The 24,454-nt window shown below is 71.6% G+C and carries 28 protein-coding genes; 19 read left to right on the top strand and 9 right to left on the bottom strand.

Features of this window, described 5'->3' with window-relative positions; translation table 11 throughout:
* Window positions 1-125 precede the first annotated feature (125 nt).
* Entirely contained in the window at window positions 126-1,598 is a 1,473-nt protein-coding gene (locus tag FBY22_RS32175; protein ID WP_142151488.1) for a regulator, read from the bottom strand.
* 255 nt (window positions 1,599-1,853) lie between these two features.
* Between FBY22_RS32175 and lipB the strand changes: the two genes are divergently transcribed.
* The 4 genes from lipB to FBY22_RS32195 all read left to right on the top strand — a co-directional run bounded on the left by lipB (window position 1,854) and on the right by FBY22_RS32195 (window position 4,996).
* Window positions 1,854-2,651: a lipoyl(octanoyl) transferase LipB gene (gene lipB / locus FBY22_RS32180; RefSeq protein WP_142151489.1), complete on the top strand. Its 798-nt coding sequence runs from the start codon at window positions 1,854-1,856 to the stop codon at window positions 2,649-2,651.
* Window positions 2,652-2,802: 151 nt separating this feature from the next.
* Window positions 2,803-3,768, top strand: a complete 966-nt coding sequence (gene lipA, locus FBY22_RS32185; RefSeq protein ID WP_142151490.1) for a lipoyl synthase — start codon at window positions 2,803-2,805, stop codon at window positions 3,766-3,768.
* 256 nt (window positions 3,769-4,024) lie between these two features.
* A complete protein-coding gene (locus tag FBY22_RS32190) occupies window positions 4,025-4,225 on the top strand; it encodes a hypothetical protein (protein WP_142151491.1) in 201 nt (66 codons plus the stop codon).
* Between the two features lie 69 nt (window positions 4,226-4,294).
* Entirely contained in the window at window positions 4,295-4,996 is a 702-nt protein-coding gene (locus tag FBY22_RS32195; protein WP_142151492.1) for a DUF4191 domain-containing protein, read from the top strand.
* A 65-nt stretch (window positions 4,997-5,061) separates the two neighbouring features.
* Here FBY22_RS32195 and FBY22_RS32200 read toward each other — a convergent pair whose 3' ends face one another.
* The gene (locus tag FBY22_RS32200; protein ID WP_142151493.1) at window positions 5,062-5,532 is read right to left on the bottom strand and encodes an RDD family protein; all 471 of its coding nucleotides are present in this window, start codon (window positions 5,530-5,532) and stop codon (window positions 5,062-5,064) included.
* A gap of 196 nt (window positions 5,533-5,728) precedes the next feature.
* Between FBY22_RS32200 and glnA the strand changes: the two genes are divergently transcribed.
* Complete coding sequence (gene glnA / locus FBY22_RS32205; RefSeq protein WP_142151494.1) at window positions 5,729-7,138, top strand: type I glutamate--ammonia ligase; 1,410 nt, start codon at window positions 5,729-5,731, stop codon at window positions 7,136-7,138.
* A gap of 99 nt (window positions 7,139-7,237) precedes the next feature.
* On the opposite strand, the gene FBY22_RS32210 is transcribed toward glnA, so the two are convergent.
* A complete protein-coding gene (locus FBY22_RS32210; RefSeq protein ID WP_260845222.1) occupies window positions 7,238-7,672 on the bottom strand; it encodes a hypothetical protein in 435 nt (144 codons plus the stop codon).
* Between the two features lie 112 nt (window positions 7,673-7,784).
* On the opposite strand from FBY22_RS32210, the gene FBY22_RS32215 reads away from it, so the two are divergent.
* The 3 genes from FBY22_RS32215 to FBY22_RS32225 all read left to right on the top strand — a co-directional run bounded on the left by FBY22_RS32215 (window position 7,785) and on the right by FBY22_RS32225 (window position 9,726).
* Window positions 7,785-8,042 carry a hypothetical protein gene (locus tag FBY22_RS32215; protein ID WP_142151495.1) on the top strand — a complete coding sequence of 86 codons (258 nt, stop codon included), beginning with the start codon at window positions 7,785-7,787 and terminating at the stop codon, window positions 8,040-8,042.
* Between the two features lie 127 nt (window positions 8,043-8,169).
* Window positions 8,170-9,105 carry a zinc metalloprotease HtpX gene (gene htpX / locus FBY22_RS32220; RefSeq protein WP_142151496.1) on the top strand — a complete coding sequence of 312 codons (936 nt, stop codon included), beginning with the start codon at window positions 8,170-8,172 and terminating at the stop codon, window positions 9,103-9,105.
* A gap of 3 nt (window positions 9,106-9,108) precedes the next feature.
* Entirely contained in the window at window positions 9,109-9,726 is a 618-nt protein-coding gene (locus tag FBY22_RS32225) for a PspA-associated protein PspAB (protein WP_142151497.1), read from the top strand.
* A gap of 56 nt (window positions 9,727-9,782) precedes the next feature.
* Here FBY22_RS32225 and FBY22_RS32230 read toward each other — a convergent pair whose 3' ends face one another.
* The 4 genes from FBY22_RS32230 to FBY22_RS32245 all read right to left on the bottom strand — a co-directional run bounded on the left by FBY22_RS32230 (window position 9,783) and on the right by FBY22_RS32245 (window position 13,383).
* Window positions 9,783-10,052, bottom strand: a complete 270-nt coding sequence (locus FBY22_RS32230; protein ID WP_142151498.1) for a hypothetical protein — start codon at window positions 10,050-10,052, stop codon at window positions 9,783-9,785.
* 205 nt (window positions 10,053-10,257) lie between these two features.
* On the bottom strand, window positions 10,258-10,992 hold the full coding sequence (locus FBY22_RS32235; RefSeq protein WP_142151499.1) for a GAF and ANTAR domain-containing protein: 735 nt from the start codon (window positions 10,990-10,992) through the stop codon (window positions 10,258-10,260).
* A gap of 71 nt (window positions 10,993-11,063) precedes the next feature.
* A complete protein-coding gene (locus tag FBY22_RS32240; protein WP_142151500.1) occupies window positions 11,064-11,957 on the bottom strand; it encodes an ANTAR domain-containing protein in 894 nt (297 codons plus the stop codon).
* A 67-nt stretch (window positions 11,958-12,024) separates the two neighbouring features.
* Window positions 12,025-13,383, bottom strand: a complete 1,359-nt coding sequence (locus tag FBY22_RS32245; protein ID WP_142151501.1) for a DUF2252 domain-containing protein — start codon at window positions 13,381-13,383, stop codon at window positions 12,025-12,027.
* A gap of 683 nt (window positions 13,384-14,066) precedes the next feature.
* Here FBY22_RS32245 and FBY22_RS32250 point away from each other — a divergent pair.
* Window positions 14,067-15,251: a winged helix DNA-binding domain-containing protein gene (locus FBY22_RS32250; protein ID WP_142151502.1), complete on the top strand. Its 1,185-nt coding sequence runs from the start codon at window positions 14,067-14,069 to the stop codon at window positions 15,249-15,251.
* 49 nt (window positions 15,252-15,300) lie between these two features.
* Here the strand turns inward: FBY22_RS32250 and FBY22_RS32255 are convergent, their stop codons facing one another.
* Complete coding sequence (locus FBY22_RS32255; RefSeq protein ID WP_142151503.1) at window positions 15,301-15,609, bottom strand: hypothetical protein; 309 nt, start codon at window positions 15,607-15,609, stop codon at window positions 15,301-15,303.
* A gap of 149 nt (window positions 15,610-15,758) precedes the next feature.
* Here FBY22_RS32255 and FBY22_RS32260 point away from each other — a divergent pair, with 149 nt between their 5' ends.
* The 3 genes from FBY22_RS32260 to FBY22_RS32270 all read left to right on the top strand — a co-directional run bounded on the left by FBY22_RS32260 (window position 15,759) and on the right by FBY22_RS32270 (window position 17,779).
* Window positions 15,759-16,118 (top strand): arsenate reductase family protein, encoded by a 360-nt coding sequence (locus FBY22_RS32260; RefSeq protein WP_142151504.1) that lies wholly within the window; start codon window positions 15,759-15,761, stop codon window positions 16,116-16,118.
* 58 nt (window positions 16,119-16,176) lie between these two features.
* On the top strand, window positions 16,177-16,974 hold the full coding sequence (locus tag FBY22_RS32265) for a hypothetical protein (RefSeq protein ID WP_142151505.1): 798 nt from the start codon (window positions 16,177-16,179) through the stop codon (window positions 16,972-16,974).
* Window positions 16,975-17,092: 118 nt separating this feature from the next.
* Window positions 17,093-17,779 (top strand): hypothetical protein, encoded by a 687-nt coding sequence (locus FBY22_RS32270; RefSeq protein WP_142151506.1) that lies wholly within the window; start codon window positions 17,093-17,095, stop codon window positions 17,777-17,779.
* A gap of 3 nt (window positions 17,780-17,782) precedes the next feature.
* Here FBY22_RS32270 and FBY22_RS32275 read toward each other — a convergent pair whose 3' ends face one another.
* On the bottom strand, window positions 17,783-18,643 hold the full coding sequence (locus FBY22_RS32275; protein ID WP_142151507.1) for an alpha/beta fold hydrolase: 861 nt from the start codon (window positions 18,641-18,643) through the stop codon (window positions 17,783-17,785).
* 68 nt (window positions 18,644-18,711) lie between these two features.
* On the opposite strand from FBY22_RS32275, the gene FBY22_RS32280 reads away from it, so the two are divergent.
* The 7 genes from FBY22_RS32280 (at window position 18,712) to FBY22_RS32305 (ending at window position 24,339) form a co-directional block, all read left to right on the top strand.
* The gene (locus FBY22_RS32280) at window positions 18,712-19,161 is read left to right on the top strand and encodes a MarR family transcriptional regulator (RefSeq protein WP_142152588.1); all 450 of its coding nucleotides are present in this window, start codon (window positions 18,712-18,714) and stop codon (window positions 19,159-19,161) included.
* Between the two features lie 195 nt (window positions 19,162-19,356).
* The gene (gene glnII / locus FBY22_RS32285; RefSeq protein ID WP_142151508.1) at window positions 19,357-20,385 is read left to right on the top strand and encodes a glutamine synthetase; all 1,029 of its coding nucleotides are present in this window, start codon (window positions 19,357-19,359) and stop codon (window positions 20,383-20,385) included.
* Between the two features lie 126 nt (window positions 20,386-20,511).
* The gene (locus tag FBY22_RS45425) at window positions 20,512-20,634 is read left to right on the top strand and encodes a hypothetical protein (RefSeq protein WP_260845223.1); all 123 of its coding nucleotides are present in this window, start codon (window positions 20,512-20,514) and stop codon (window positions 20,632-20,634) included.
* Window positions 20,635-20,719: 85 nt separating this feature from the next.
* Window positions 20,720-21,265 carry a winged helix-turn-helix domain-containing protein gene (locus tag FBY22_RS32290; RefSeq protein ID WP_142151509.1) on the top strand — a complete coding sequence of 182 codons (546 nt, stop codon included), beginning with the start codon at window positions 20,720-20,722 and terminating at the stop codon, window positions 21,263-21,265.
* A gap of 81 nt (window positions 21,266-21,346) precedes the next feature.
* A complete protein-coding gene (locus FBY22_RS32295; protein ID WP_142151510.1) occupies window positions 21,347-22,339 on the top strand; it encodes an NAD-dependent epimerase/dehydratase family protein in 993 nt (330 codons plus the stop codon).
* A gap of 93 nt (window positions 22,340-22,432) precedes the next feature.
* On the top strand, window positions 22,433-23,701 hold the full coding sequence (locus FBY22_RS32300) for a sensor histidine kinase (RefSeq protein WP_142151511.1): 1,269 nt from the start codon (window positions 22,433-22,435) through the stop codon (window positions 23,699-23,701).
* A complete protein-coding gene (locus FBY22_RS32305; protein ID WP_142151512.1) occupies window positions 23,686-24,339 on the top strand; it encodes a response regulator transcription factor in 654 nt (217 codons plus the stop codon). The genes FBY22_RS32300 and FBY22_RS32305 overlap by 16 nt, the downstream gene beginning before the upstream one ends.
* The last annotated feature ends 115 nt before the right edge of the window (window positions 24,340-24,454 follow it).

Consider the following 24,454-nt stretch of genomic DNA (forward strand, 5'->3'; position numbering starts at 1 on the left):
CCCCCTCCCGACCACACAAGCCGCGCAGGGCACCCCCCAAAGGGGCGCGGGGAACTGCGCGATCAACCCAGACGGCGCCGCACCCGGCACACCACACCCGCCGTCACGGCGCGCCCCCGCCCCCCTCAGCCCAGCGCAGCGACCTTGTCGCGATACCCCCGCACCGGCGCCGAGTCCTTGTACGGCTCCAGCCTGCGCTCGAAGTCCCGCACGTACTCCGTCGCCCGCACCGACCGCATCTCCGCCGCCGCGCCCGCCGCCTCCGCCCCCAGCGCGCAGGCCTGGTCCAGCTCCCCCAGGCCCAGCCGGGCGGAGGCCAGCACCACACGGCAGAACAGCCGGCTGCGGGCGTACGCCGGCGCCCGCAGCTGCAGCGAGCGTTCGGCGTGCTGCGCCGCCGCCCGGAACTGCTGCAGGTCCCGGTGCGCGTGCCCGAACTCGTCGGCGAGCTGCGCCTCGTCGAAGAACCGCGCCCAGGGCGGCACTTCGTCTCCCGCTCGCGCCGCCTCCATCGCGCGCTCGGCCCGTACCAGGGAGGCCGTGCAGTTGCGCACCTCGCCGAGCACGCCGTGCCCGCGCGCCTCGGCCGCGTGCAGCAGCGCCTGCACGACCGGCGGGGCGTTGGTGCCCACGCCCTGCTGGGCCACCCGCGCCAGTTGCACGGCCTCGCGCCCGTGCCCGAGGTAGACGGCCTGCCGGCTCATCGTGACCAGCACGTACGCCCCGTACGCCCGGTCCCCCGCCGCCTGCGCGAGCCGCAGCGACTGCACGAAGTACCGCTGGGCCAGCCCGTGCGCGGCGATGTCGTACGAGGTCCAGCCGGCGAGCCGGGTCAGGTCGGCGGCGGCCGCGAACAGCTTGCGGCCGGTCTGCTCGCCGTATGCGCCGCGCAGCATCGGCTCGCACTCGTGCTCCAGGTAGCGCACGAGGGCCTGGCGGGCGTGCCCGCCGCCGTACATGTTGTCGAGGGTGCGGAACAGCTCGCCCACCGAGCGCAGCGCGGCGATGTCGCCGCCGGTGACCCGCTGGCCGGGCCCGCGCTCGCCCTGCCCGCGCTGGCGCGGGACGCCAGGGCGGCCCTGCACCGGGATCTTGGCGACGGCCCCGGTCCGCGCCACGCCGGACGCGGGGGGCGCCGGCTCACCGCGGGCGACGCGGTCGTCGGCCCGGCCGATCAGCCAGTCCCGGCTGGGCACCACCAGCCCGGCCGGCGTGAACGCGATCTTGCGCAGTTCGGCGTGCGAGCCGGAGTCCTTGCGCCACAGGCCGCTGACGATGTCGACGGCCTCCTCGGGGGTCGAGGCGAACTCGAGCCCGGCGTACACCGGCGCACAGGCGTCGAGTCCGAGGTCCTGGGCGGTGAGCCGGCGCCCCAGTCGCCGGGTGAAGACCTCGGCGATGAGGGCGGGGGTGGTGCCGCGGGGCTGCTGTCCGCGCAGCCACCTGGTCACGGACGTCTTGTCGTATCTCAGGTCAAGCCCGTGTTCGAGACCGAGCTGGTCCACGCGTCGGGCGAGCCCCGCGTTGGAGAACCCCGCTTCTGCGATGAGCGCGGCGAGCTGTCGGTTGGGAGTGCGCTGCGCGGGTCGTTCCGTCATCTGCGGTGCGGTCTCCTGCCTTTCGGGCCTACCCCGGGGCCGACCTGGCCGCCGAGGTGCCCGGATTGCCTGTGAGCAGCCCTTATGGCCTCTGTGAACGGCGCGAATGTAGCGGAGAGTGAGCATGTGGTCGCACGCTTCCACGTTCGTTCATCCGATCGTGTGAGGATTGGCCACGCGGCTGACGCGGGACGGCCAGTCGTACAGTGGCGTAGGCACGTTTAGTGCCTTACGACTTCCAGGGAGGCGCTTGCCGTGAGTGAGCTGCGGTTCGTCCGCATGGGGTTCGGTACCGAGGCCGTGGACTACCAGGTGGCGTGGGACGAACAGCGCCGGGTGCACGCGGCGCGGTTCGCGGACGAGGTCCCCGACACCGTGATCCTGCTGGAGCACCCGCCGGTCTACACGGCGGGCCGGCGTACGGCGGACAACGAGCGGCCCCTCGACGGCACCCCCGTCATCGACGTAGACCGCGGCGGCAAGATCACCTGGCACGGACCCGGCCAGCTGGTCGGCTACCCCATCCAGAAGCTGCCGCGCCCGGTGGACGTCGTGGCGCATGTACGACGCCTGGAAGAGGCACTGATCCGCACCTGCGCCGAGTTCGGCGTGCGGACCACGCGGGTCGAGGGCCGCAGCGGGGTGTGGGTGCTCGGCGACCCCGTCGAGCAGCGGCCGGCGCTCGGCGGGCTGTCCCTCGACTTCGACCCCCGCCTGACCGACGAGGAGTTCGACCCGCGCCTGAACGGCCCCGAGTACGCCCCGTCCAACGCCGGGCAGCGCCGCGAGGACCGCAAGATCGCCGCGATCGGCATCCGGGTGGCCAAGGGCGTCACGATGCACGGCTTCGCGCTGAACGTGAACCCCGACAACAAGTGGTTCGACCGGATCATCCCGTGCGGCATCCGCGACGCGGGCGTCGCCTCGCTGGCGGACGAACTGGGCCGGGACGTCACCATCGCCGAGGTACTGCCCGTGGTGGAGCGGCACCTGAAGGACGTACTGGAGAACGCGGAGCTCAAGCCGCGCCTCATCGAGAAGACGCCCGCATAACTCAGCCCGTCCGGCGTTTGAGGACGAGGCCGTTCAGGCCGAAGCGGGGGCTGGGGGCGGCAGCCCCCAGGGGCCGCCACCGACGCCGGACATTCAAATCAACGGGCGTACGCTTGAGGACGCCAAAGAATCAATCGCTAGGGAGCCCATCGTGTCCGCAGTCGCACCCGACGGACGCAAGATGCTGCGCCTGGAGGTCCGCAACAGCCAGACCCCCATCGAGCGCAAGCCCGAGTGGATCAAGACCCGGGCGAAAATGGGCCCCGAGTACACGAAGATGCAGAACCTCGTGAAGAGCGAAGGCCTGCACACGGTCTGCCAGGAAGCCGGCTGCCCCAACATCTACGAGTGCTGGGAGGACCGCGAGGCGACCTTCCTCATCGGCGGCGACCAGTGCACCCGGCGCTGCGACTTCTGCCAGATCGACACCGGCAAGCCCGAGGCCCTCGACCGCGACGAGCCGCGCCGCGTCGGCGAGTCCGTGGTCACCATGGACCTGAACTACGCCACCATCACCGGCGTCGCCCGCGACGACTTGGAGGACGGCGGCGCCTGGCTGTACGCGGAGACGGTCCGTCAGATCCACGCGCAGACCGCGAACCGCGAGGGCGGGCACACCAAGGTCGAGCTGCTCGCCCCCGACTTCAACGCGGTCCCCGAGCAGCTGGCCGAGGTCTTCTCCGCCCGCCCCGAGGTCTTCGCGCACAACGTCGAGACCGTGCCGCGGATCTTCAAGCGCATCCGCCCCGGCTTCCGCTACGAGCGCTCGCTGAAGGTCATCACCGAGGCCCGCGACTTCGGCCTGGTCACCAAGTCGAACCTCATCCTCGGCATGGGCGAGACCCGCGAAGAGGTCAGCGACGCGCTGCGGCAGCTGCACGACGCCGGCTGCGAGCTGGTCACCATCACGCAGTACCTGCGGCCGTCGGTGCGCCACCACCCCGTGGAACGCTGGGTCAAGCCGCAGGAGTTCGTGGAGCTGAAGGAGGAGGCCGAGCAGATCGGCTTCTCCGGTGTGATGTCCGGCCCGCTGGTCCGGTCCTCCTACCGCGCCGGGCGGCTCTACCGGATGGCCGTCGAGAAGCGTGGCGCCTACATCGCCTCGCAGGCGGTGTGATGGCACGCAGTGTCACGCTAAACGTGTGAATCTGCGCACAAGCAACTACCGCTGAGTAGTGGCCGATTGACGCGGTCCCGGACGTCCTCGCAGATGAGGACGGCATCGGGGCCGCGTCGGCGTTTAACTGGCGCGAATCGGGGTTTCATCGGTGTTTGACCGGTCGGTCACGCCCTGGTAACACCAATCAGTGACCCTGGCTGTACACCCCGTGCACCACTCACCTGAGCCGTCAGTCTCGAGGGGGACCTCCATCATGCAGGCCGCGCCCGTTCGCGCCACCGCCATCCCGTCCTTCACCGATGCACTGCGTGCCGTCGAGTCGCTGCTCATGAGCAGCGGCCAGCGCACCGCCCGGCGCAACGCCTGGACCTCCGTCCTGGAGGACCGCCGCCGCGCCAAGGACCGCGTCGAGGCGCAGCGCGTCCTCGACCAGACCCTCGCCGTCCGTCCCTGACACCTCGCGATCCCTTCCCGCCGGGCACTGCCGTCGTCGGCGCTCCTGGGGCCACGTAGACTTCGTGGCATGGCGAGGAAGGACACGGCAGCAGACGCTGCGAACTCCGGGCGACTGAAGCAGATCGCCCTGACCTACAAGATGACCCGCAAGGCCGACAAGAAGATCGGTCTTGTACTCGCGGCTGTCGGCATCAGCATCCTCGGTGTCTTCCTCGCGATCGGTTTCTTGATCGGTCACCCCATCTATCTCGGCATCCTGGGTCTGTTCCTCGCCCTCCTCACGATGGCCATCGTGTTCGGGCGACGGGCCGAGCGTGCCGCCTTCGGGCAGATGGAGGGCCAGCCGGGCGCCGCAGCGGCCGTGCTGGACAACATCGGCCGGGGCTGGACGACGACTCCGGCGGTGGCGATGAACCGCAGCCAGGACGTCGTGCACCGGGCCGTCGGCAAGGCCGGCATCGTCCTGGTCGCCGAGGGCAACCCGAACCGGGTCAAGACCCTGCTGGCCGCCGAGAAGCGGAAGATGAACCGCATCGTCGCGGACGTGCCGGTGCACGATCTCATCGTCGGCACGGGCGAGGGCCAGGTCGAGCTGAAGAAGCTGCGCACGGCCATGCTGAAGCTGCCGCGCGTGCTGACCGGCCCGCAGGTGACGGCCACCAACGACCGGCTGCGCGCGATGGGCGACCTGATGAGCAACATGCCGCTGCCGAAGGGACCGATGCCGAAGGGCATGAAGCTGCCGAAGGGCGGGCCCAAGGCCCGTTGATCTCCTCCTACGTCGAAGGGGCGCCCGCGGATGCCGCGGGCGCCCCTTCGTATATGTACGGGGGTTCAGGTGCGGACCTCGACCGTGCGGGCCAGCTTGTCGTGCAGGCCCCGGCCGTCGCGGTCCCAGATCAGGGCCGGGATCGCGACGCACAGCAGGGCCGTGCGCAGGAGGCCGCGCGGGAAGCTGGGGCGGCCCGTGCCGAGGGCGACCACGCGCAGGCCGAACAGGCGCTTGCCGGGCGTGAAGCCGATGGTGCCGACGGTCAGCACGCCGAGAGCGAAGAAGACCAGCAGGGCCCAGTTCCCGGTCGACTGGGGGTGGTAGCCGTGCGTGATGAGACCGTATGCGATCAAGAGGCACAGACCCCAGTCGACAGCCAGGGCGGCGAACCTGCGGCCGGGGCGGGCGATCGAGCCGGGCCCCTCCTCCGGCAGGCCCAGCTGCTCACCGCGGTATCCGAAGTCCACACCGGCTTCCTCGGCGGCCGCGCGGGGGCCGGAGAGCCACGATCCAACTGCTTCCCTCTTGTCCACGCGTCCACGGTACTGCCAGCGTTTCGGGATACGGACAGGTGGGGTCAACCGGACGGGGTCCGGTTAACTTGTGCGAAACAAATGGGTCACGCCCGAGAAATCACCCATCCCTAGTGTCGAGGGCAGCGTGTGCCACCGCACTGGCCGCACGAACGAACTACCACCCCGGCAGGCGGTCGGGAGTAGGAGGAGCTGGATGTTCCAGAACGCCGACGAGGCCAAGAAGTTCATCGCGGACGAGGACGTCAAGTTCGTCGACGTCCGCTTCTGCGACCTGCCGGGCGTCATGCAGCACTTCACGGTGCCCGTCGAGGCGTTCGACCCGGACGAGGAGCTCGCCTTCGACGGATCGTCGATCCGTGGTTTCCAGGCGATCCACGAGTCCGACATGGCGCTGCGCGCGGACCTGTCGACCGCCCGGGTCGACCCCTTCCGCCGTGACAAGACGCTCAACATCAACTTCTTCATCCACGACCCGATCACGGGCGAGCAGTACTCCCGTGACCCGCGCAACGTGGCGAAGAAGGCCGAGGCCTACCTCGCCTCCACCGGTATCGCGGACACCGCGTACTTCGGCCCCGAGGCCGAGTTCTACGTCTTCGACAGCGTGCGCTTCGCCACCTCGGCGAACGAGAGCTTCTACCACATCGACTCCGAGGCGGGCGCCTGGAACACCGGCGCCGTCGAGAACAACCGTGGTTACAAGGTCCGCTACAAGGGCGGTTACTTCCCGGTCGCCCCGGTCGACCACTTCGCCGACCTGCGTGCCGAGATCTCCCTGGAGCTGGAGCGGTCCGGCCTGAAGGTCGAGCGCCAGCACCACGAGGTGGGCACCGCCGGCCAGGCCGAGATCAACTACAAGTTCAACACGCTGCTCGCCGCCGCCGACGACCTCCAGCTCTTCAAGTACATCGTGAAGAACGTGGCCTGGCGCAACGGCAAGACCGCGACCTTCATGCCGAAGCCGATCTTCGGTGACAACGGCTCGGGCATGCACGTGCACCAGTCGCTGTGGAGCAACGGCGACCCGCTGTTCTACGACGAGGCCGGTTACGCGGGCCTGTCGGACACCGCCCGCTACTACATCGGCGGCATCCTCAAGCACGCGCCGTCGCTGCTCGCCTTCACCAACCCGACGGTGAACTCGTACCACCGTCTGGTGCCGGGCTTCGAGGCGCCGATCAACCTGGTGTACTCGCAGCGCAACCGCTCCGCGGCCATGCGTATCCCGATCACCGGCTCCAACCCGAAGGCCAAGCGCGTCGAGTTCCGCGCGCCCGACTCCTCCGGCAACCCGTACCTGGCCTTCTCCGCGCTGCTGCTCGCGGGCCTGGACGGCATCAAGAACAAGATCGAGCCGGCCGAGCCGATCGACAAGGACCTCTACGAGCTGGCTCCCGAGGAGCACGCCAACGTCGCGCAGGTCCCGACCTCGCTCCCGGCCGTCCTCGACTCCCTGGAGCGCGACCACGAGTTCCTGCTCGCCGGTGACGTCTTCACGGCCGACCTGATCGAGACCTGGATCGACTTCAAGCGCGCGAACGAGATCGCCCCGCTGCAGCTGCGTCCGCACCCGCACGAGTTCGAGCTCTACTTCGACGTGTGATATCGCCCCAGGTCAGGGCGGGAAACCGCTCCCCTGGGCCGTCCATGGGCCGTGGGCCGGTGCTCCCAGCGCGGGAGCGCCGGCCCACGGCTTTTCGGCTCAGCCGCTTGAAGAACCCTGCGGGTCGACGTTCGCCCTGGTGAGGAACCAAGCCAACACGGCCACGCCGACGGGCAACCCTACAAGGTAGCCGACGAGGACACCGACGCCCGGATCGGCCAGCGCGGGAAAGGCCCAGTTCACTCCTGCGGCCACGAGCAGTCTCACGGTTGCCAGCGCGAGGAGAGCGGCAACTACGGCAAGCCGACGCGGCGGCTCCGCCCCGCTGTACAACTCGGCCGCAGGCCCGATCGCGATCAGGCCCGTCACGAGGCCGACGAAACCGACGTCGGGCAGCCATCCGAAAGGCCACCCCACCAGAGCGACCAACCCGGAGACGGCGAGGCCGCCGAGTTCCAGCGCGACGGTGAACACTACCGGTTCCCACAAGCGGCGTCGGACCGAGCCGCTCCCCCTGTCCTTCGCATCGGCCACCTCGTCAGAGTAGCCATCGACCCCCGTCCCGTTCCGCGGGGCGGGGGCGTCGTCGTATGGTTTCTGCACAGCTGTTCGACAGTGGTCGCGGAACCGACGGGGAGATACGGGGATGTCCCAAACGGGGGATGACGAGCGGGAGTTCGACATCAAGTGGGCCGACCGGGCGGAGTTCAAGGAGCCCTCGGCGCGGGCCCGGATGCTGGCCGCGCGATGGCGGGAGAACCCGCCCGAGCCGCAGCCGTTCCGCGCCGACCCGGGGCCGGTGGAACCGCGCCGCTCCTCCTGGGTGTCGACGGCGATCGTGTTCGGGTGCGTGGCGGCCGTGATCGTGCTGCTGGGGTGGGTGCGGTTCCGGGCTCCGTACTAGGGCGGGCGCCGGAGAGGGCTCTCACAGGGACCTTTTGCAGCACCTAGGGCCGTTCGGGACCACTTCATGGGAGTGGGCGGGTGCACACTGGACAGCGGGACGAGTGCCTGACTGCGGGGTGAGGCAGATGCAGAGCCGCTTCCGGAGCGACCGGCGACTGACCGTGCGGATGACGGTCACGATGTTCATGCTCGGACTGCTGTACGTGGGCTTCGTGGCCGCGCTGATCGTGCTGCTCAAGTCCTGGCTGCTCGTCGTGGTGCTGGTCGCGGCGATGTTCGTCGCACAGTTCTGGTTCTCCGACCGCATCGCGATGTTCGCCATGCGCGGGCGGGTCGTGGAGCGGGAGGAGTATCCCGAACTGCACGCCGTCGTGGACCGGCTGTGTGCGATCGCCGACATGCCCAAGCCGGTGGTCGCCGTGTCCGAGATGGACATGCCCAACGCGTTCGCGACCGGCCGGAATCCGGATCACGCGGTGGTCTGCGTGACCACCGGGCTGCTGCGGCGGCTGGAACCCGCCGAGCTCGAGGGCGTCCTCGCGCACGAGTTGTCGCACGTGGCGCACAAGGACGTCGCCGTGATCACGATCGCCTCGTTCCTCGGCGTGATCGCCGGGCTGATCGTGCGGTTCGCCTTCTACTCGCAGCTGTTCGGCGGAGGGCGCCGGGACCAGAACACCGCCGCCGTCTTCGCCGCCGTGATGGCGGTGTCGGCCGCGGTGTACGCGATCAGCTTCCTGCTGATCAGGGCGCTCTCCAGGTACCGGGAGCTGGCCGCGGACCGGGCGGCGGCGCTGCTCACCGGGCGGCCCTCGGTGCTGGCGTCGGCGCTGACCAAGGTCTCCGGGGACATCGCCCGGATCCCGACGAAGGACCTGCGCACCGCACAGGCCTTCAACGCCTTCTACTTCACGCCGGCCACCGGCAAGGAGCCGGGCTTCGAGCGGTTCTTCTCCACCCACCCGTCGCTGGAACAGCGTCTCGACCAACTGGGCCGGATCTCCGCCGAGCTGGGCGAGGCGGCGACCCCCGGAACCTCCGAAACCCCCGGAAAGGCGTGATGCATGGGGCTCCTGGACATCCTCCTCGGCCGCACGAAGCCGGTCCTGCCCGATCTGGACCGGCTCTTCGCGCTGCCGTCGGCCGCCGTGACCCTGGAGGCCGCGGCCGGTTTCACGCCGACCGGCACCGGGGCGGTGTGCTTCGCGACGGTCGAGGGCGCCGCCTTCGAGCAGACGCACCGGGAGGTCCAGGCTTTGCTGGAGGCGGACGCCGACCGATGGGGGTCCCGCTCGAGCGAAGCCGAAAGCGGGGGAGGCACCCCGGTGGAGCTGAGCCAGGACGAGTTCGGTTACTCCTGGCTGGTCTCGCGCCGCTCCCCCGACCAGCTGTCCGACCTGGTCAACGACCTGCACGCGGTGAACAGTTCGATGGAGGTCAACGGCTTTGGGCCGCAACTGCTGTGCTCCCTGGCCTCGTTCGAGGGCGAGGGCGGCAAGCGGCTCGCGCTGGTCTACCTCTACAAGCGCGGCACGTTCTACCCGTTCGCGCCGCTGCCCGGCGGCGGACAGCGGCGCGACAACGCGCTGGAGCTGCAGGTGAAGGCGGCGCTCGCCGACGACCTGCGGATGGAGCAGGATCTGAGCCGGTGGTTCCCGGTGTGGGGCGCGCCCGGCCTGTAGGTCCCCGCCCGTCGCAGCTCCGTGCCTGTAGCGCCGGGCCCGGGGGCATCTGCTTGTTACTGGTTGCGCTCCTGACGGCGCGCCTGAAGGGGGCGCTCGCGGCGGTAGCGGCGCTCCCACTTGGCCTGCTGGTCACGGCGCTTGCGGTAGGCCTGGTAGGTCGCCGGCGCGGAGCCGGACGAGCCGCCCCCGCCCGACGACGTCGACGCGTCGCGGCCGTACTGCAGGTACACCAACAGCACGCCGGCCGCGGCCAGCCACCAGACGTGGTTTCCGAATCCTAAGAGGACCAGTACAACGGTCCCGGCGATCAAGATGGTGCCCATGACGGGCCTCCGTGAACGTGGGTCGATTGAGCGATCTGGATGCCGACGGGGCGCAGGGGGACGGGCGCCCGGCCGTCGGTGCGTAGAGAGTAGCCCCGAGTCCGCAGGGGGATGCCTGTCCTGCGGGAACCGGTGGTGAGCAGCTCCGCTCCGCGTGTCCAGCGTAGGAAACCGGTCACTGTGCGTGCATCCCGTTTTCGCCCGCCTACTCCTCCGAAGGCAGCCTCAGACGGCGGTCCACGACGTCCTGGGCCACGTCCGTCAGACGGCGGCGCCGGGAGCGGGCGTAGGAGCGCAGGAGGTGGAAGGCCTCGTCCACGGAGACGGACAGGCTGGCCGCGAGGGTGCCCTTGGCCTGTTCGATGACGATGCGGCTGGTGAGCGCCTGGCCGAGCTGGTCGGCCAGGGCACGGCTCTCGGCCAGGCGGCGCTCACGGTCCAGGGTCCAGCCGACGACATCGGTGAGGGACTGGCCGAGTTCCAGCAGCTCGCCGGGGAGTGCGGTACCGCCGGGCCCCAGCAGCACCAGGGCCCCCGGGGTGTCGGCGCCGACATGGAGAGGTACGGCGGCGGCACGGCCGTAGCCGAGTTCCCGGGCCCGGTGTGCGTAGCGCGGCCAGTCGTGGCGGGCCCGGTCGCCGCTCAGGTCGGTGTCCGGCACCGAGGTGCCGGTGCGGCGGGCCTCCGGGCCGGGTCCCTCGTCCCAGGCGATGGCGTCGCGGGCCAGTTCCATCAGGCTCTCGTCGGTGCCGGCCACCTGCGCCGGCGCTCGGCCGTCGGGGAAGTACAGGACGATCGCGGCGCAGTCGTCGAACAACTCGGTGCCGTGCTCGGCCAGGGCCAGGAGCAGCCCGGTGGGGTCGGCGGGGTCCGCGACCGGGCTCGCGGCCAGCTCGACGAACGCCTTCGCCAGCCGCTGCTGTGACACGGGCTTGGTCATCGGTCTCCCACCTCTTGGCCCTTCGCCCTGGGGGCGGCGGCCTCGCCGGCCGCGCGCTGTGTTCCGCAGTCTTACGTGTTCCCGCTCGAGTGCCCGGTTCCCCAGCCGAGCAGCAGTTCTCCCTCCAGGATGCGTTCCGCCACCCGGTGGGCCGGGATGCCCTCGCCGAAGGCGTACGCCCTGATCAGCTCCAGCGCGTCGGCCACCGGCCGGTCGAGCTGTACCGAGACCATTCCCGCGGCCTGGTGCACCTTGGCCCGCAGCTCGATGCCGTCGTGCAGGTCGAGCACGCCGGCCGGGGTCAGGATCACCGAGCGGGTGAGAGCCTCGGCGATCTCGGCGAAGGCGGTCGAGCGGGCCACCCCGGGTGCGGGGTCGTATACGGCGAGCGCGCCGACGCAGTTGCCGTCCAGGGTCAGCGGTACGGCGGCCACCTCGGTGATGCCCAGTTCACCGACGGCGGGGCCGTAACCGGGCCAGCGCACGGCCAGTGCGGCGCCGTTCGCCGCCACCGGTGCGGCCGTGCTCGTCGCGTCCCGGGCGGGGCCCTCGCCGAGCAGGAACTCCAGTTCCTGGGCGGCACGCGAGGGTTCGTCGGAGGCGGCCAGGGCCAGTTCGTCGAAGGTGTGGCCGACCAGCGTGAGGGCGGCGCCGCCGCTGCCGCAGGCCTCGGCGACACCGGTCATGAACAGCTGCCAGGGGACGCCCGGCCGGCCGGCCCAGGCGCCGAGCCGCACGGCGAAGGCGTCCTGAAGCCGGGCCGCGGTGCGGTGGCGCGCGGACGTCGACCGGTGGTCGGCGGCGATGCGCAGGTGGAGGTCCCTGAGGTGTGCGTCGGCGCACTCACCGGCGAGGCGTTCGTGCCGCTCGGCGCGGCCGGCCTCCTGCACCGAACGCGCACGCGCCTCAGCCGCTCTCCGCTCCGCGGAGGCCAGGGGGTCCGAGGCGTCGCCTCCGGTGGCCATACGGGGATCCTACGCCTCGGCTTCGGCCACGGAGCCCGTCGTCCGGTGGCAGGCGTGGGCCCGGTTGTCACACGTCGGGTGCCGCCCTGACCACCCCGGCGGCGATCGCCGCGCCCAGGGCGGCGTGGTCGTCGGCGGTCTGGTCGGCGTAGGCGACGGCGAAGTCGGCGACGGCCCGGTCGAAGGTGTCGGCGCCGCCCAGGTAGGCGGCGATGGCGATGCGGTCGCCGGAGCGGGCGTGGGCGCGGGCCAGGGCGGTGCCGCACAGGCGGGCGTAGGCGGACAGCTCGGAGGGGCTCATGCCGGCGACGTCCGCGGCGCCCTTCATGTCCCGCAGTTGTCGCCAGTAGAAGGCGCGCCCCTGGGGGCCGCTCATCCACCCCAGGAAGATGTCGCCGGCGGCCTGCGTCAGCCGCTGCCCGGCGACCACGCGGTGGCCGGGATGGACGTACGGCCCGTGCGGCAGATGCTCCTCGAGTACGGAGTTGCGTGCCTCCTTGATCTGCAGGAACAGGAGGTCGTCGGTGTCCCGCCCGGCGAGCAGCACGACGAAGCAGCGCATGCCGACGCTGCCGACGCCGACGAGCTTGCGGGCGGCGTCCACGAAGCGGTAGCGGTCCAGGAGCAGACGGCGTTCCTCGGAGAGGGTGGAGCGGTAGTCGCTGAACATCTTGCGGACGGCGGCCATGTCGGAGACGCCGGCGGGTTCCAGCAGCGGCGGGTCGTGCACGATACGGCGGCGGCCGTCGACGACCTCGGTGAGCTTGCCGACCGCCTGCAGGCTGGTGCGGCGGCGGGCGCGGCTGAGGCTGGCGGCGACCTGCCGGCGGCGGCGTGCGGAGCGGGCCAGTGAGCGCAGGCTGTCGGCGTCGATGCGCTCGTACCAGACCTCCAGCTCGCCGCGCCGGGCCAGCCGGCCGATGGTGGTCCGGTAGGCGGCGGTCGCCGCCAGCGCTGCCCGGCGTGCCTTGTCGTCGGCGTGTCCGTTCTCGCGGGCGGCGACGGCCACGCTGGCCGCGAGTCGCTGGACGTCCCACTCGAAGGGGCCGGGGAACGTCTCGTCGAAGTCGTTGAGGTCGAACAGCAGCGTGCGTTCCGGGGAGGCGTACAGGCCGAAGTTGAGCAGGTGGGCGTCGCCGCACAGTTGCACGGTGAGTCCGGTGTGCGGCCGGGAGGCGAGGTCGGCGGCCATCACGGCGGCCGACCCGCGCAGAAAGGCGAGCGGCGAGGCGGCCATCCTGCCGTACCGGATCGGCAGCAGCTCGGACAGCCGGTCCCGGCCCTGCCGCTCCAGCACGGCGACGGGATCGCCCCGATCGACGGGCGCAAGCCACCCGGCATGCCCGGAGCGAGACACCCGCTTGCGAGCGGCCCTACCACGCTGTGCCCGGTCGGCCGGGGAGGCGGGGGCGAGGGGCGTACTCATGGGGCGGACCGGGGAGTTGCACCGGGACCGACTGGGGAAAGGCCGACGGGCCGGGGGGCTGCGGCGGAGCCGGGGTCGGCTTGGCGCAGGCCGACGGGCCGGGGATCTGCTGCGGAGCCGGGGTCGGCTTGGCGCAGGCCGACGGGCCGGGGATCTGCGGCGGAGCCGGGGTCGGCTTGGCGCAGGCCGACGCGACGGGGATCTGCTGCGGAGCCAGGGCCAGTCGGGCACGGGTCGACGGGCCGGGGGGTTGCGCCAGGGCCGACTGGGCCGACGGGCCGGGGGACTGCGCCGGAGTTGAGGCCGGCCGGGCGCTGGGTGGCGGGTCGGCCGTTTGCGGCGCGGTCAGGGCTGGTGGGGGGCGGGCCGACGGGCCGGGGGGCTGCCGTGTGGGCGTGAGGCATGGGCGTCGGGGACGGCGGGCGTCTCCGTGAGGGTCCGCCCGTCTCGCTTGGTGTGCCGTGACTGCCGTTCATCTCGCCTCCCGCCGCCGTGTCCGTCTGGGACGGTTCCGCTGATCCCCTCGGCTCGTCGCCCCTTGATCGCAGTGAAGGCGGGAGGCGGGTCGGGCGCATGCCGGGTCCGGCAATCGGGTGACGCGGCGCGGGCGTCGCAGGGGGCGGTGTCGTTGTCAGTGGGGTTCGCGATGATGCCTTCAGTGGTTTCTACGGGGTGGAGGGTGCATGGGCGGCAGGGAGCGGTACGTCGGTGTGGCGGAGCGGCGGGCACGGCTGGCGTGGCGGCACCGGCTCGCGGGGCCGGCCCGGGGCGCGGCGCCGGAGGAGATCGCGGACGCGCTCGTCGCGCTGCACGGCACGGACCCGGCGACGGTGTACCTGGCGGTGGGCGCGCGTCTGAGGGATCCGGCCCGGACGGTGCCGGAGACGGACCGGGCGCTGTACGAGGACCGTTCGCTGGTCCGGATGCACGGCATGCGCCACACGGTGTTCGTCTTCCCCACCCCCCTCACCGCGGTCGTGCACGCCTCGACGGGCCTCGCGGTTGCCGCGCGCGAGCGGGCCAAGCTGGTGGCGGACATGGCGAAGGCCGCCGCGCCGGACGCGGCCTGGCTGAAGGAGGTCGAGGACTCGGCGCTGGCCGCGCTGGCCCGCCGCGGCCAGGCGACGGCTGCCGAACTGGCCGAGGACGAGCCGCGGTTGAGGGAGCAGTTCGCGTACGCGGCCGGAAAGGGCTACGAGGGCGTGCACACCGTCTCGTCGCGGCTGCTGCGGGTGCTGGGCGTGGAGGGAAAGGTGGTGCGGGGCCGTCCTCTCGGCTCCTGGACGTCGACCCAGTTCCGCTGGGCGCCCGCCCCCGCCCATCCCGAACTCGACACTGCGGCTGCCCAGGCGGAGCTCCTCGGACGCTGGCTGACGGCGTGCGGGCCGGCCACCGAGGCGGACCTGAAGTGGTGGGCGGGCTGGAAGGTGACCGACGTACGGCGCGCCCTGGCGGCGATCGGCGCGCAGCCGGTGTCACTGGACGAGGGCACGGGGTACGTCGTCGAGAGCGACGTCGATCCGGTGGCCGGGCCAGTCGAGCCCTGGGCGGCGCTGCTGCCGGCCCTCGATCCGACGGCGATGGGCTGGCAGGCGCGGGACTGGTATCTGGCGCCGGAGCTGCGGCCGTCGCTGTTCGACCGCAGCGGGAACGTCGGACCGACGGTGTGGTGGGACGGCAAGGTGGTGGGCGGCTGGGCGCAGCGCGCCGACGGGGAGATCGCCTGGCGCCTGCTCGACGACACGGGCGTGGGCCGCGAGGGTGAGGCGGCGATCGAGGCTGAAGTGGACAGACTGCGCGGCTGGTTGGGGCCGGCGCGGGTGACCCCGCGGTTCCGGACCCCGCTGGAGAGGGAACTGGTGGCCTAGGGCAGGCGTGCCGGGCGCCCCGGTGGGAGGGGTGCCCGGCAGCGGTGGGTCACCTCGAGTAACGCATCAGTGCCCGCACCATGTGGCACGTCGTGTCCGACGGCGGGTGTACTCCGATCGTCTCCGCCGTGCTGCGGATCGTCTCGTTGCGGGCCTGGTTCGGTACGTACACGCCCGAGTCGAGCAGGGCGATGGCCAACCGCATCGCCTTGAGGCGGCGGTTGTGCGTGACGTACCACTCGCGCGGTCGCCCCGGCGGCAACGGGCGCTTCTCCACGGGTTCGTACGGCAGGTCGAGCAGGACGGGGCGGTCCACGGTGGACTGGGTCGGCTTCGGCTTCAGTGCGGCAGCGGGCACAGGCATCCTCCTGTCGCGGTGAGGGGGTCGGCACGGGGGTTTCGGCACCCCCCAACACCCTCGAACACTTCTTCTAGTGTACTGCCCGCCACTGACAAAAGCCCCTGGCCACAAGGGCTTTCGGCCACCCCTGCCGTACCGTGGACCCCATGGAGATCTGGATCAACCCGGCCTGTTCGAAGTGCCGCAGCGCGATCGGCCTGCTCGACGCCGAGGGAGCCGACTACACCGTCCGCCGCTACCTGGAGGACGTGCCGAGCGAGGACGAGATCAGGGACGTACTCGACCGCCTGGGCCTGGAGCCGTGGGACATCACGCGCACCCAGGAGGACCCGGCGAAGGAGCTCGGGCTCAAGGACTGGGCACGGGACGCCACTTCGCGCGAGCGGTGGATCACGGCGTTGTCGCGGCACCCCAGGCTGATCCAGCGTCCGATCATCACCGCGGACGACGGCACCGCGGTCGTCGGACGTTCCGAGGAGGCTGTTCGGGACGCTCTGTCCCGTTAGCCGACGGTATCTCCAGCGAGGGGATTCAGGGCCTCGACTGCTGTTACCCTCCGCCGCCATGACCTTCGGTGATCAAGGAACGCCGTACGACCCGTGGGCGGCGGAGCGGGAGCGCATACGCAGGGCACGACGGGCCCGGGCGGCGGCCGGCGCCGCGGTGGGCGTCGTGCTCGTCGGCGCCGCCGGCGCGGGAATGGTGCTGTACTCCGGTGACGGAGGGGACCAGGGTGCCGCCGCGAAGACGTCGGGGAGCCCCCGCGCGGCCGCCCCCGACGTCCGCGTCTCCGCCTCCCTCTCCTCCGACGCCCCCTCCTCGCTGCCCTCCCTGCTCGCGCGCCCCGTGATCCGTCCCGAGCAGGCGTTCCCGTCGAAGAGCGTCCGCCTGAAGGACGGCTCCCGTTACGAGCGGGTGGACCTGGCCACCACCACCGAGTGCGCCCGCGGGATGTCGCAGGAGCTGGCGGCGATCGTCCAACAGGGCAAGGGGTGCCTCCGGTTGACCGCGGCGCTCTTCACGGATGCCGACCGTCGCTCGCAGATCACCGTCACCGTGGTGAGTTTCCGGCGGGCGGAGGACTCGGGGATGGTGTTCGGGATGGCCTCCATGGATCCGGTGACGTACCAGGTGGTCTCCCTCGACCCGCCCCCGCAGGCGGGGTTGCCGACCGTGCCGCCCGGTTCGGCGGGCGTGTTCCGGCGACTGGCGACCGTGCGGTCCGTGGTGTTCGCCAACGGGCAGTGGGGCGACGGCTCGGAGTCCGGGGAGGCCGCGCTGACGCAGGAGACGGAAGGGCTGCTGAAGCTCGTGAACGACACGGTGGTGGCCTACGAGGAGGGCAAGGGCGGGAACCTGTGAGCCCGCTCCAAGTCTGCTGTGACGCAGGTTACTTCAGCGACTCCCGCGACCACTGAGTAACTCTGTTCGGTATCTCGTACATAGCGACGTACGCTCCCCTACCTCTCAGGAGGCGCGCATGTCGCGCAGGAGAACTCTCGGTACGAAGAAGAAGATCGCGCTGCTGGTGAGCGCGGCGGCGGTGGCGGGCGGTGGTGCCTTCGTCATGGCGAGCACCTCCAACGCCGCGCAGAGTCCGAAGACTCTGTCGGCCGCGGACTCGAACGTCTGCCAGGGCCTGGCCACGGCCCTGGGCAACAACCAGAAGTTCATCGACGGGCAGCGGGCCAAACCCGACGCCCAGTCCGCGGCCCGGATCGCCAACCGCGAGGCGGTCATCGCGCAGATCAAGGTGCAGCAGAAGGCGTCCGGTTGCGTGGTTGGGGAGTCGGCTCAGGGCTCCCAGTCCACTCAGCCCGCGCAGTCGGCCCCGCCCGCGCAGTCCGCGCCGCCCTCGCAGGCGGCCTCGGCGCCCGCGGGAAACGCGAACGCGGGTGGCGCTGCCGCCTCCGGCTCCGCCCAGCAGGTCTGCAAGGGCTCCACCGTGACGCTGTCGGGCGAGGCCGGCGCGCCTGCCGCGTCCAGCAACCAGTTCCCGGCGGGGACGACGCTGAAGGTCACCAACCTGGACAACAACAAGTCCACGACGGTGAAGGTCACTTCGGTCTCCGGCAGCTGCGTCCTGCTGAACAACCCGGCCTTCGAACAGGTCCGTGAGCCCGGCAAGTTCCTGATCCGGCGGGCGGTGATCGAGAAGGTGGGCTGAGGCTCAGGAGTTCAGGAACCCCGTGAGGGCGCGGCCCAGTTCGGGGGGCGCGGACTGCGGCAGCGCGTGATGGGAGACGTCGGGGACCACGACCGTCTCGACGCGCGGCAGCAGTCCGGCCGCCCGCGCCGCCACCTTGCGCGGGTCCTGCGTCCTGCTGCTCCCGGCCAGGAGCAGCAGGACCGGCACGTCCAGCGCGCGCAGCGCCTGCGGTGCCGGCCGCGGACCGGTCACCGGCTTCGACACGGAGGGGAAGCCGGCGGCCGCCTCCTGGAGGCGGAGCCAGTCGGGGTCGAGGGGGACTCCCCCGGTCTCCCACTCCAGGAAGGCCCGGGTCCTGCGGGGCGAGGGCCGCAGCAGCGACGGCAGGGCGTGCAGCAGGTACGCCGGCCGGAACCCGGCGAAGCACAGGGCGGGGTCCAGGAGGAAGAGACGGCGCACCCGCGTGCGTGCGCGCAGGGCGTGGTGCAGGGCGATCCAGCCGCCGTAGGAGTGCCCGCCGAGGGCGGTCCCGTCCAGGCCCAGGCCGTCCAGGACCGCGTCCAGCCAGTCCACCAGGTCCGCTGCCGTACGGGGGTGACGGCCGTGATCCTCGGTGCCGCGGCCCGCGCAGGCGGGGAGGTCCACGGCGTGGACGCGGTGGGTGCGGGCGAGTTCGGCGGCCTGGGCGTACCAGGAGGCCGAGGTGGCTCCTCCTCCGCCGGGCAGCAGGACGACCGGGGGTGCGTGGAGCGGGCCGCACCTGTTGACGTACGCCGTCCCGAAGGGCGTGGGAACGGTCACCGCCTCGCGCTCGGCGGGCCACTTCGCCATGACCTTGTCGTACGCGGCCAGGAAACCGTCCATGTCGAACGCGGTGCCCATCGCCTCCGCCTCCTCTATTATCTCGTCGAGCGAGATACTCGGTGAGCGAGACGATACCGGAGAAGGACATGCAGCCCCAGGGCCCGGAACTGGACCTCGTGCATCTGCTGCGCGCGGTGACCGTCGAGCTCGGTCTACTCAGCGGCAGGTTCGCGAGCCGAAACCACATGCATCCGACCGACGTGCGCGCGCTGATCGCGCTGATGGACGCCTCCCGCGCGGGCGAGGAGACGACCGCCGGGCGGCTCGGCGCCGCGCTCGGCCTGAACTCGGCCGGCACGACGGCCCTGGTGGACCGGCTGGAACGGGCCGGGCACGTGCGGCGGGTCCGCTCGGAGCGGGACCGGCGCAGGGTCGTGATCGAGGTGGAGGAGCAGGCGGTGGCGCTCGGCTGGGCCTTCTTCGGGCCGCTGATCGGGCGGACGGCGGAGCTGCTGCGCGGCTACGACGAGCGGGAACTGGCCGCGATCAGGGGATTCCTGGAGGGCGTACGGGAGGCGGCGGCCGGGGAGGGGTGACCGGTTCGGCCGTCGCAGGCGCCCTCACGCCGTGAGTCGCGCCACACCAGCGCCAGGTAACACGGGGTTCACATTCGAGCAATGGACGGGAAACCGCCTGTTGACAGGCTCGCGGGCATCGAACAGCGGCGCCCCAGTGCCGCAGCGCCGCAGCACCCGCACGTGCGTCTGGACATACCCCGAAGGATGTGGCCCGTGAGCTTCAAGGCTGAGTACATCTGGATCGACGGCACCGAGCCGACGGCCAAGCTGCGTTCCAAGACGAAGATCCTCGCCGACGACGCAAAGGGTGCCGAGCTGCCGATCTGGGGCTTCGACGGGTCCTCCACCAACCAGGCCGAGGGCCACGCCTCGGACTGCGTGCTCAAGCCGGTCTTCTCCTGCCCGGACCCGATCCGCGGCGGCGACGACATCCTCGTCCTGTGCGAGGTCTACAACATCGACATGACGCCGCACGAGACCAACACCCGTGCCGCGCTCGCCGAGGTGGCGGAGAAGTTCGCCGCGCAGGAGCCCATCTTCGGCATCGAGCAGGAGTACACCTTCTTCAAGGACGGCTACCCGCTCGGCTTCCCCAAGGGCGGCTTCCCGGCCCCGCAGGGCGGCTACTACTGCGGCGTCGGCGCGGACGAGATCTTCGGCCGTGACGTCGTCGAGGCGCACCTGGAGAACTGCCTGGCCGCCGGCCTCGGCATCTCCGGCATCAACGCCGAGGTCATGCCCGGCCAGTGGGAGTTCCAGGTCGGCCCGCTGGCCCCGCTGGAGGTCTCCGACCAGCTGTGGGTGGCCCGCTGGCTGCTCTACCGCACCGCCGAGGACTTCGGCGTCTCCGCGACGCTGGACCCCAAGCCGGTCAAGGGCGACTGGAACGGCGCCGGCGCGCACACCAACTTCTCCACCAAGGCCATGCGCGAGGGCTACGACGCGATCATCACCGCGTGCGAGTCCCTCGGTGAGGGCTCCAAGCCGCTGGACCACGTCAAGAACTACGGCGCCGGCATCGACGACCGTCTGACCGGTCTGCACGAGACCGCCCCGTGGAACGAGTACTCCTACGGCGTCTCCAACCGCGGCGCCTCGGTCCGTATCCCGTGGCAGGTCGAGAAGGACGGCAAGGGCTACATCGAGGACCGCCGTCCCAACGCCAACGTCGACCCGTACGTCGTGACGCGGCTGCTCGTCGACACCTGCTGCTCGGCGCTGGAGAAGGCCGGCCAGGTCTGAGCCGCACCCGTGCGAGGGCTTGAAGGGGCGTCCACCGTTCGCGGTGGGCGCCCCTTCGCGTCAAGAAGGAGTCCAAGCAGTGAGAGGAGGCTCCTCGTGGGGGCCGCCGTCTGCTTCAATGGGCCCATGGCCAGCTTCCAGAAGCACACCGCGACGGGTCGCCATGACCTCGAGCCGTTCTGGCCTTCCCGTCAGCACCACGACTTCGACCGGGTGTGTTGCCGCGCGACGAACGCGCCGGCCCTCTGAAGCCGTATCTCACCCGGCCTCCGGCCAGCGCGCAACGGCGTACGTCCTTCCCGACGAACCTCTCGCGCGAAAGAGCTGACCTCTCATGGCGACCACCCTCCCGTTGTCCTCCACCCCCGTCACCGCTCCCGCCCGGCACCGGCTGCGCGCCGTCGACCCCGACGAGGTGATCGACGTCGCGGAGTTCCTGCCGCCGGGCGCCACCTGGCTGCCCGCGCCGCAGCACGCCCTGCCCACCCTGCCGGGACAGCCGCCGATGGTCGGCTACATCGTCCTCATCCCGGCCGACCGCCCGCATCTCGCCCCCGCCGCCCCCGGCCTGCCCGACACCGCCGGCGACGAGCTCGTCCGCATCGACGGCGTGCAGCGCACCGCCTCCGTCGACGGGCGCGAACTCGACCTCACCTACCTGGAGTTCGAGCTGCTCGCCCACCTCGTCACGCACCCGAACCGGGTGCACACCCGCGACCAGCTGGTCACCACCGTGTGGGGTTACGGGCATGTGGGCGACGGCCGCACCGTCGACGTCCACATCGCCCGGCTGCGCCGCAAACTGGGCGCCGAGCACCGGCAGGCGATCCAGACCGTGCGGCGGGTCGGCTACAAGTACACGCCGTCGGCGGGCCGTTGAGGCCGGTCCGTGCCGCTCCGGCCGTCTGCTGACGGCAGAGCGGCGTTCCGTCCCGCGCCCCGACCGGGCAGAGTCACCGGCATGAGACTTCTGGTGCTGGGTGGTACGGAGTTCGCGGGCCGGGCCGTCGCGGAGGCGGCCCTCGGGCGCGGCTGGGAGGTGACCGTCCTCAACCGGGGACGGCACCGGCCCCCAGCCGGCGTACGGGAGCTGCGGGGCGACCGCACCGCCCCCGGTGGGCTCGACGCACTCGCGGACGGCGAGTGGGACGCGGTCGTCGACACCTGGCGGCTGGCACCCCGCGTGGTGCGGGACGCGGCGCGGCTGCTGCGGGACCGCGCGCGGCGGTACGTGTACGTCTCCAGCTGCTCGGTGTACACCTGGGCGCCGCCCGCCGGGTACACCGAGGACGCGCCCGTGGCCGAGGGCGCCGCCCCGGACGCGGAACAGACCGACTACGCCCGCGACAAGCGGGGCGGCGAACTGGCCGTGCTGGACGCCTTCGGCGCCGAGCGCTCGGTGCTCGTGCGGGCCGGGCTGATCCTCGGTCCGCACGAGAACGTCGGACGGCTGCCGTGGTGGCTGGCCCGGACGGCCCGGGGCGGCCCCGTGCTGGCCCCGGGTCCGCGGGAGCTGCCGCTGCAGTACGTCGACGTCCGCGACCTGGCCGAGTGGATCGTCGGCGCGGTCGAGCAGGAGCTCAGCGGGCCGTTCAACCTGATGAGCGAGCAGGGGCACGCCACGATGGGCGAGTTGCTGGATGCGTGCGTGGCCGCCACGGGCTCCGCCGCGGAGCTCAGGTGGACGGCGCCCGAGGTGATCCTCGACGCCGGTATCGCGCCGTGGACCGAGTTGCCGGTGTGGGTGCCGCCGGGGACCGACATGCACGACGCCCTGCACGCGGCGGACGTGTCCCGTGCGGTGGGGACGGGCCTGGTGTGCCGGCCGGTGGGCGAGACGGTCGCGGACACCTGGGCGTGGCTGCGGTCCGTCGGCGGGACGGCCCCGTTGCGTTCGGACGCGGCGGTCAAGGGGCTGGATCCGGAGGTGGAGGCGAAGGTGTTGGGTCGGTGATCCCGCGCGGGCCCGGGGTGTACCTGGCACCACCCCCGAACCCGGGGGTCGGGCCCCGTGACCCTCCCCGTCCGCTCGGCCAGACTCTCTGCCATGAACACCAACACGAAGAGCGGCTCTCTCTCCACGAGGGCCCGGGCCGTGGCGATCGCGGCGGGGCGGGGGTTCGTGCTGGCTCTGGTGAGCCTTCCGGGGGCTGTGCTGGGCTTCACGCTGTCACTGCTGTCGATCGCGCTCGTCCCCCTGGGCATAGGGGTGGTCACCACGCCCTGGGTGCTCGGCCGGGTACGGGCGTTCGCGGACCGGCGGCGCGCGCTGGCGGAGCGGTGGTACGGAATGAAGATCCCGTCCGCGTACCGGCCCGTCCCGGACGGGGCCAACGCCTGGGCACGGACGTACGCGATGCTGCGGGACCCGGCGACCTGGCGGGACCTGCGGTGGCTGCAGGTCGACATGACCGCGGGGTACGTCACCGCGCTGCTGCCGGTGGTGCTGCTCGTCTACCCGCTGGAGGGCCTCGCGGTCGCCGCCGGGCTGTGGCGGCCGCTGTCGACGTACGGCGGGTACTGGTACGGCTTCGTGCACGTCACCGACCAGACCTCCGCCCTCGGCGCCGGCGCCCTGGGCACCGTGCTGCTCACCCTCACGCCCTTCGCCCCGCGCATGCTGACCGCCCACTTCAAGCTGACCCGGGCCGTACTGGGCGCCAGCCAGAGCGAGTTGGCCGAACGGGTGCGGGTGCTGACCGAGACCCGGCGGGACGCCGTCGACACCTCCGCCGCCGAACTGCGTCGGATCGAACGGGACCTGCACGACGGCGCGCAGGCCCGGCTGGTGGCGATGGGAATGGACCTGGGCACCATCGAGATGCTCATGGACAAGGACCCGGCGAAGGCCAAGCAGCTCCTCTCGCAGGCCCGGCAGTCCTCCGTGGACGCCCTGGCCGAGCTGCGCGAACTCGTGCGCGGCATCCATCCCCCGGTGCTCGCCGAACGCGGACTGGGCGACGCCATACGGGCGTTGGCGCTCAGGCTGCCGATTCCGACCGAGGTGAGCGTGGAGTTGGGCGGACGGGCGGAGGCGCCGGTGGAGTCGGCCGCGTACTTCGCGGTCAGCGAGGTGCTGACCAACGCCGTCAAGCACTCCGGCGCGGACCGGATCTGGATCGACCTGCACCACACCGAGGGGCGGCTGCGGGTCACCGTCACGGACAACGGCAAGGGCGGCGCGGTGATCGGGGCCGGTTCGGGGCTGGCCGGGGTGGAGCGGCGGCTCGGTACATTCGACGGCGTCCTGGCCGTCAGCTCGCCCGCGGGCGGCCCCACCATGGTCACCATGGAGATCCCTTGCGCGTTGTCCTAGCCGAAGACCTCTTCCTGCTGCGCGACGGACTGGTCCGGCTGCTCGAGGCGTACGACTTCGAGATCGCCGCCGCCGTCGAGTCCGGCCCCGAGCTCGCCCGCGCCCTGGCCGAGCTGGAGCCGGACGTCGCCGTGGTCGACGTACGACTGCCGCCGACGCACACCGACGAGGGGCTGCAGTGCGCGCTCCGGGCACGCCGGGACAGACCCGGTTTTCCGGTGCTGGTGCTGTCGCAGCACGTGGAGCAGTTGTACGCGCGCGAGCTGCTGGCCGACGGCAGCGGCGGGGTGGGCTACCTGCTGAAGGACCGGGTGTTCGACGCGGAGCAGTTCGTGGACGCCGTACGCAGGGTGGCGGCGGGCGGTACGGCGATGGACCCGCAGGTGATCCAGCAGCTGCTGTCCCGGCGGGCCGCCGACGACCGGCCGCTGGCCCGGCTGACCCCGCGGGAGCGGGAGGTGCTGGAGCTGATGGCGCAGGGCCGCTCCAACGCGGCGATCGCCGGGCAGCTGGTGGTGACGGAACGGGCGATCGCCAAGCACACCTCCAACATCTTCGCCAAACTGGACCTTGAGGTGTCGGACGATGACAATCGCCGCGTTCTGGCCGTCCTCGCCTACCTGGACCAAGGCCGGTGAACGGCCGCTGATTTTCCGTAACCTCCCCTGCTCAGAGGGCGGTTGGGAAGCAAAAGCCGAGTAAACCTCTGATTTGTTCGTGAGGCTGCTGAACACCTCTGGGACCACGCCCGTA

The sequence above is a fragment of the Streptomyces sp. SLBN-31 genome (genome assembly GCF_006715395.1).
Taxonomy (GTDB): domain Bacteria; phylum Actinomycetota; class Actinomycetes; order Streptomycetales; family Streptomycetaceae; genus Streptomyces.

Excerpts from the sequence above, each read along its gene's own strand:
- FBY22_RS32240 (WP_142151500.1), bottom strand. The coding sequence starts at position 11,957 with ATGGCCACCGGAGGCGACGCCTCGGACCCCCTGGCCTCCGCGGAGCGG.
- FBY22_RS32290 (WP_142151509.1), top strand. The coding sequence starts at position 20,720 with ATGGCGACCACCCTCCCGTTGTCCTCCACCCCCGTCACCGCTCCCGCC.
- FBY22_RS32275 (WP_142151507.1), bottom strand. The coding sequence starts at position 18,643 with ATGGGCACCGCGTTCGACATGGACGGTTTCCTGGCCGCGTACGACAAG.
- FBY22_RS32175 (WP_142151488.1), bottom strand. The coding sequence starts at position 1,598 with ATGACGGAACGACCCGCGCAGCGCACTCCCAACCGACAGCTCGCCGCG.
- FBY22_RS32265 (WP_142151505.1), top strand. The coding sequence starts at position 16,177 with ATGACCTTCGGTGATCAAGGAACGCCGTACGACCCGTGGGCGGCGGAG.
- FBY22_RS32190 (WP_142151491.1), top strand. The coding sequence starts at position 4,025 with ATGCAGGCCGCGCCCGTTCGCGCCACCGCCATCCCGTCCTTCACCGAT.
- FBY22_RS32280 (WP_142152588.1), top strand. The coding sequence starts at position 18,712 with ATGCAGCCCCAGGGCCCGGAACTGGACCTCGTGCATCTGCTGCGCGCG.
- FBY22_RS32245 (WP_142151501.1), bottom strand. The coding sequence starts at position 13,383 with ATGAGTACGCCCCTCGCCCCCGCCTCCCCGGCCGACCGGGCACAGCGT.
- FBY22_RS32295 (WP_142151510.1), top strand. The coding sequence starts at position 21,347 with ATGAGACTTCTGGTGCTGGGTGGTACGGAGTTCGCGGGCCGGGCCGTC.
- FBY22_RS32195 (WP_142151492.1), top strand. The coding sequence starts at position 4,295 with ATGGCGAGGAAGGACACGGCAGCAGACGCTGCGAACTCCGGGCGACTG.
- FBY22_RS32235 (WP_142151499.1), bottom strand. The coding sequence starts at position 10,992 with ATGACCAAGCCCGTGTCACAGCAGCGGCTGGCGAAGGCGTTCGTCGAG.
- glnA (WP_142151494.1), top strand. The coding sequence starts at position 5,729 with ATGTTCCAGAACGCCGACGAGGCCAAGAAGTTCATCGCGGACGAGGAC.
- FBY22_RS32300 (WP_142151511.1), top strand. The coding sequence starts at position 22,433 with ATGAACACCAACACGAAGAGCGGCTCTCTCTCCACGAGGGCCCGGGCC.
- FBY22_RS45425 (WP_260845223.1), top strand. The coding sequence starts at position 20,512 with ATGGCCAGCTTCCAGAAGCACACCGCGACGGGTCGCCATGACCTCGAG.
- FBY22_RS32215 (WP_142151495.1), top strand. The coding sequence starts at position 7,785 with ATGTCCCAAACGGGGGATGACGAGCGGGAGTTCGACATCAAGTGGGCC.
- FBY22_RS32250 (WP_142151502.1), top strand. The coding sequence starts at position 14,067 with ATGGGCGGCAGGGAGCGGTACGTCGGTGTGGCGGAGCGGCGGGCACGG.
- FBY22_RS32260 (WP_142151504.1), top strand. The coding sequence starts at position 15,759 with ATGGAGATCTGGATCAACCCGGCCTGTTCGAAGTGCCGCAGCGCGATC.
- FBY22_RS32230 (WP_142151498.1), bottom strand. The coding sequence starts at position 10,052 with ATGGGCACCATCTTGATCGCCGGGACCGTTGTACTGGTCCTCTTAGGA.
- htpX (WP_142151496.1), top strand. The coding sequence starts at position 8,170 with ATGCAGAGCCGCTTCCGGAGCGACCGGCGACTGACCGTGCGGATGACG.
- FBY22_RS32225 (WP_142151497.1), top strand. The coding sequence starts at position 9,109 with ATGGGGCTCCTGGACATCCTCCTCGGCCGCACGAAGCCGGTCCTGCCC.
- FBY22_RS32270 (WP_142151506.1), top strand. The coding sequence starts at position 17,093 with ATGTCGCGCAGGAGAACTCTCGGTACGAAGAAGAAGATCGCGCTGCTG.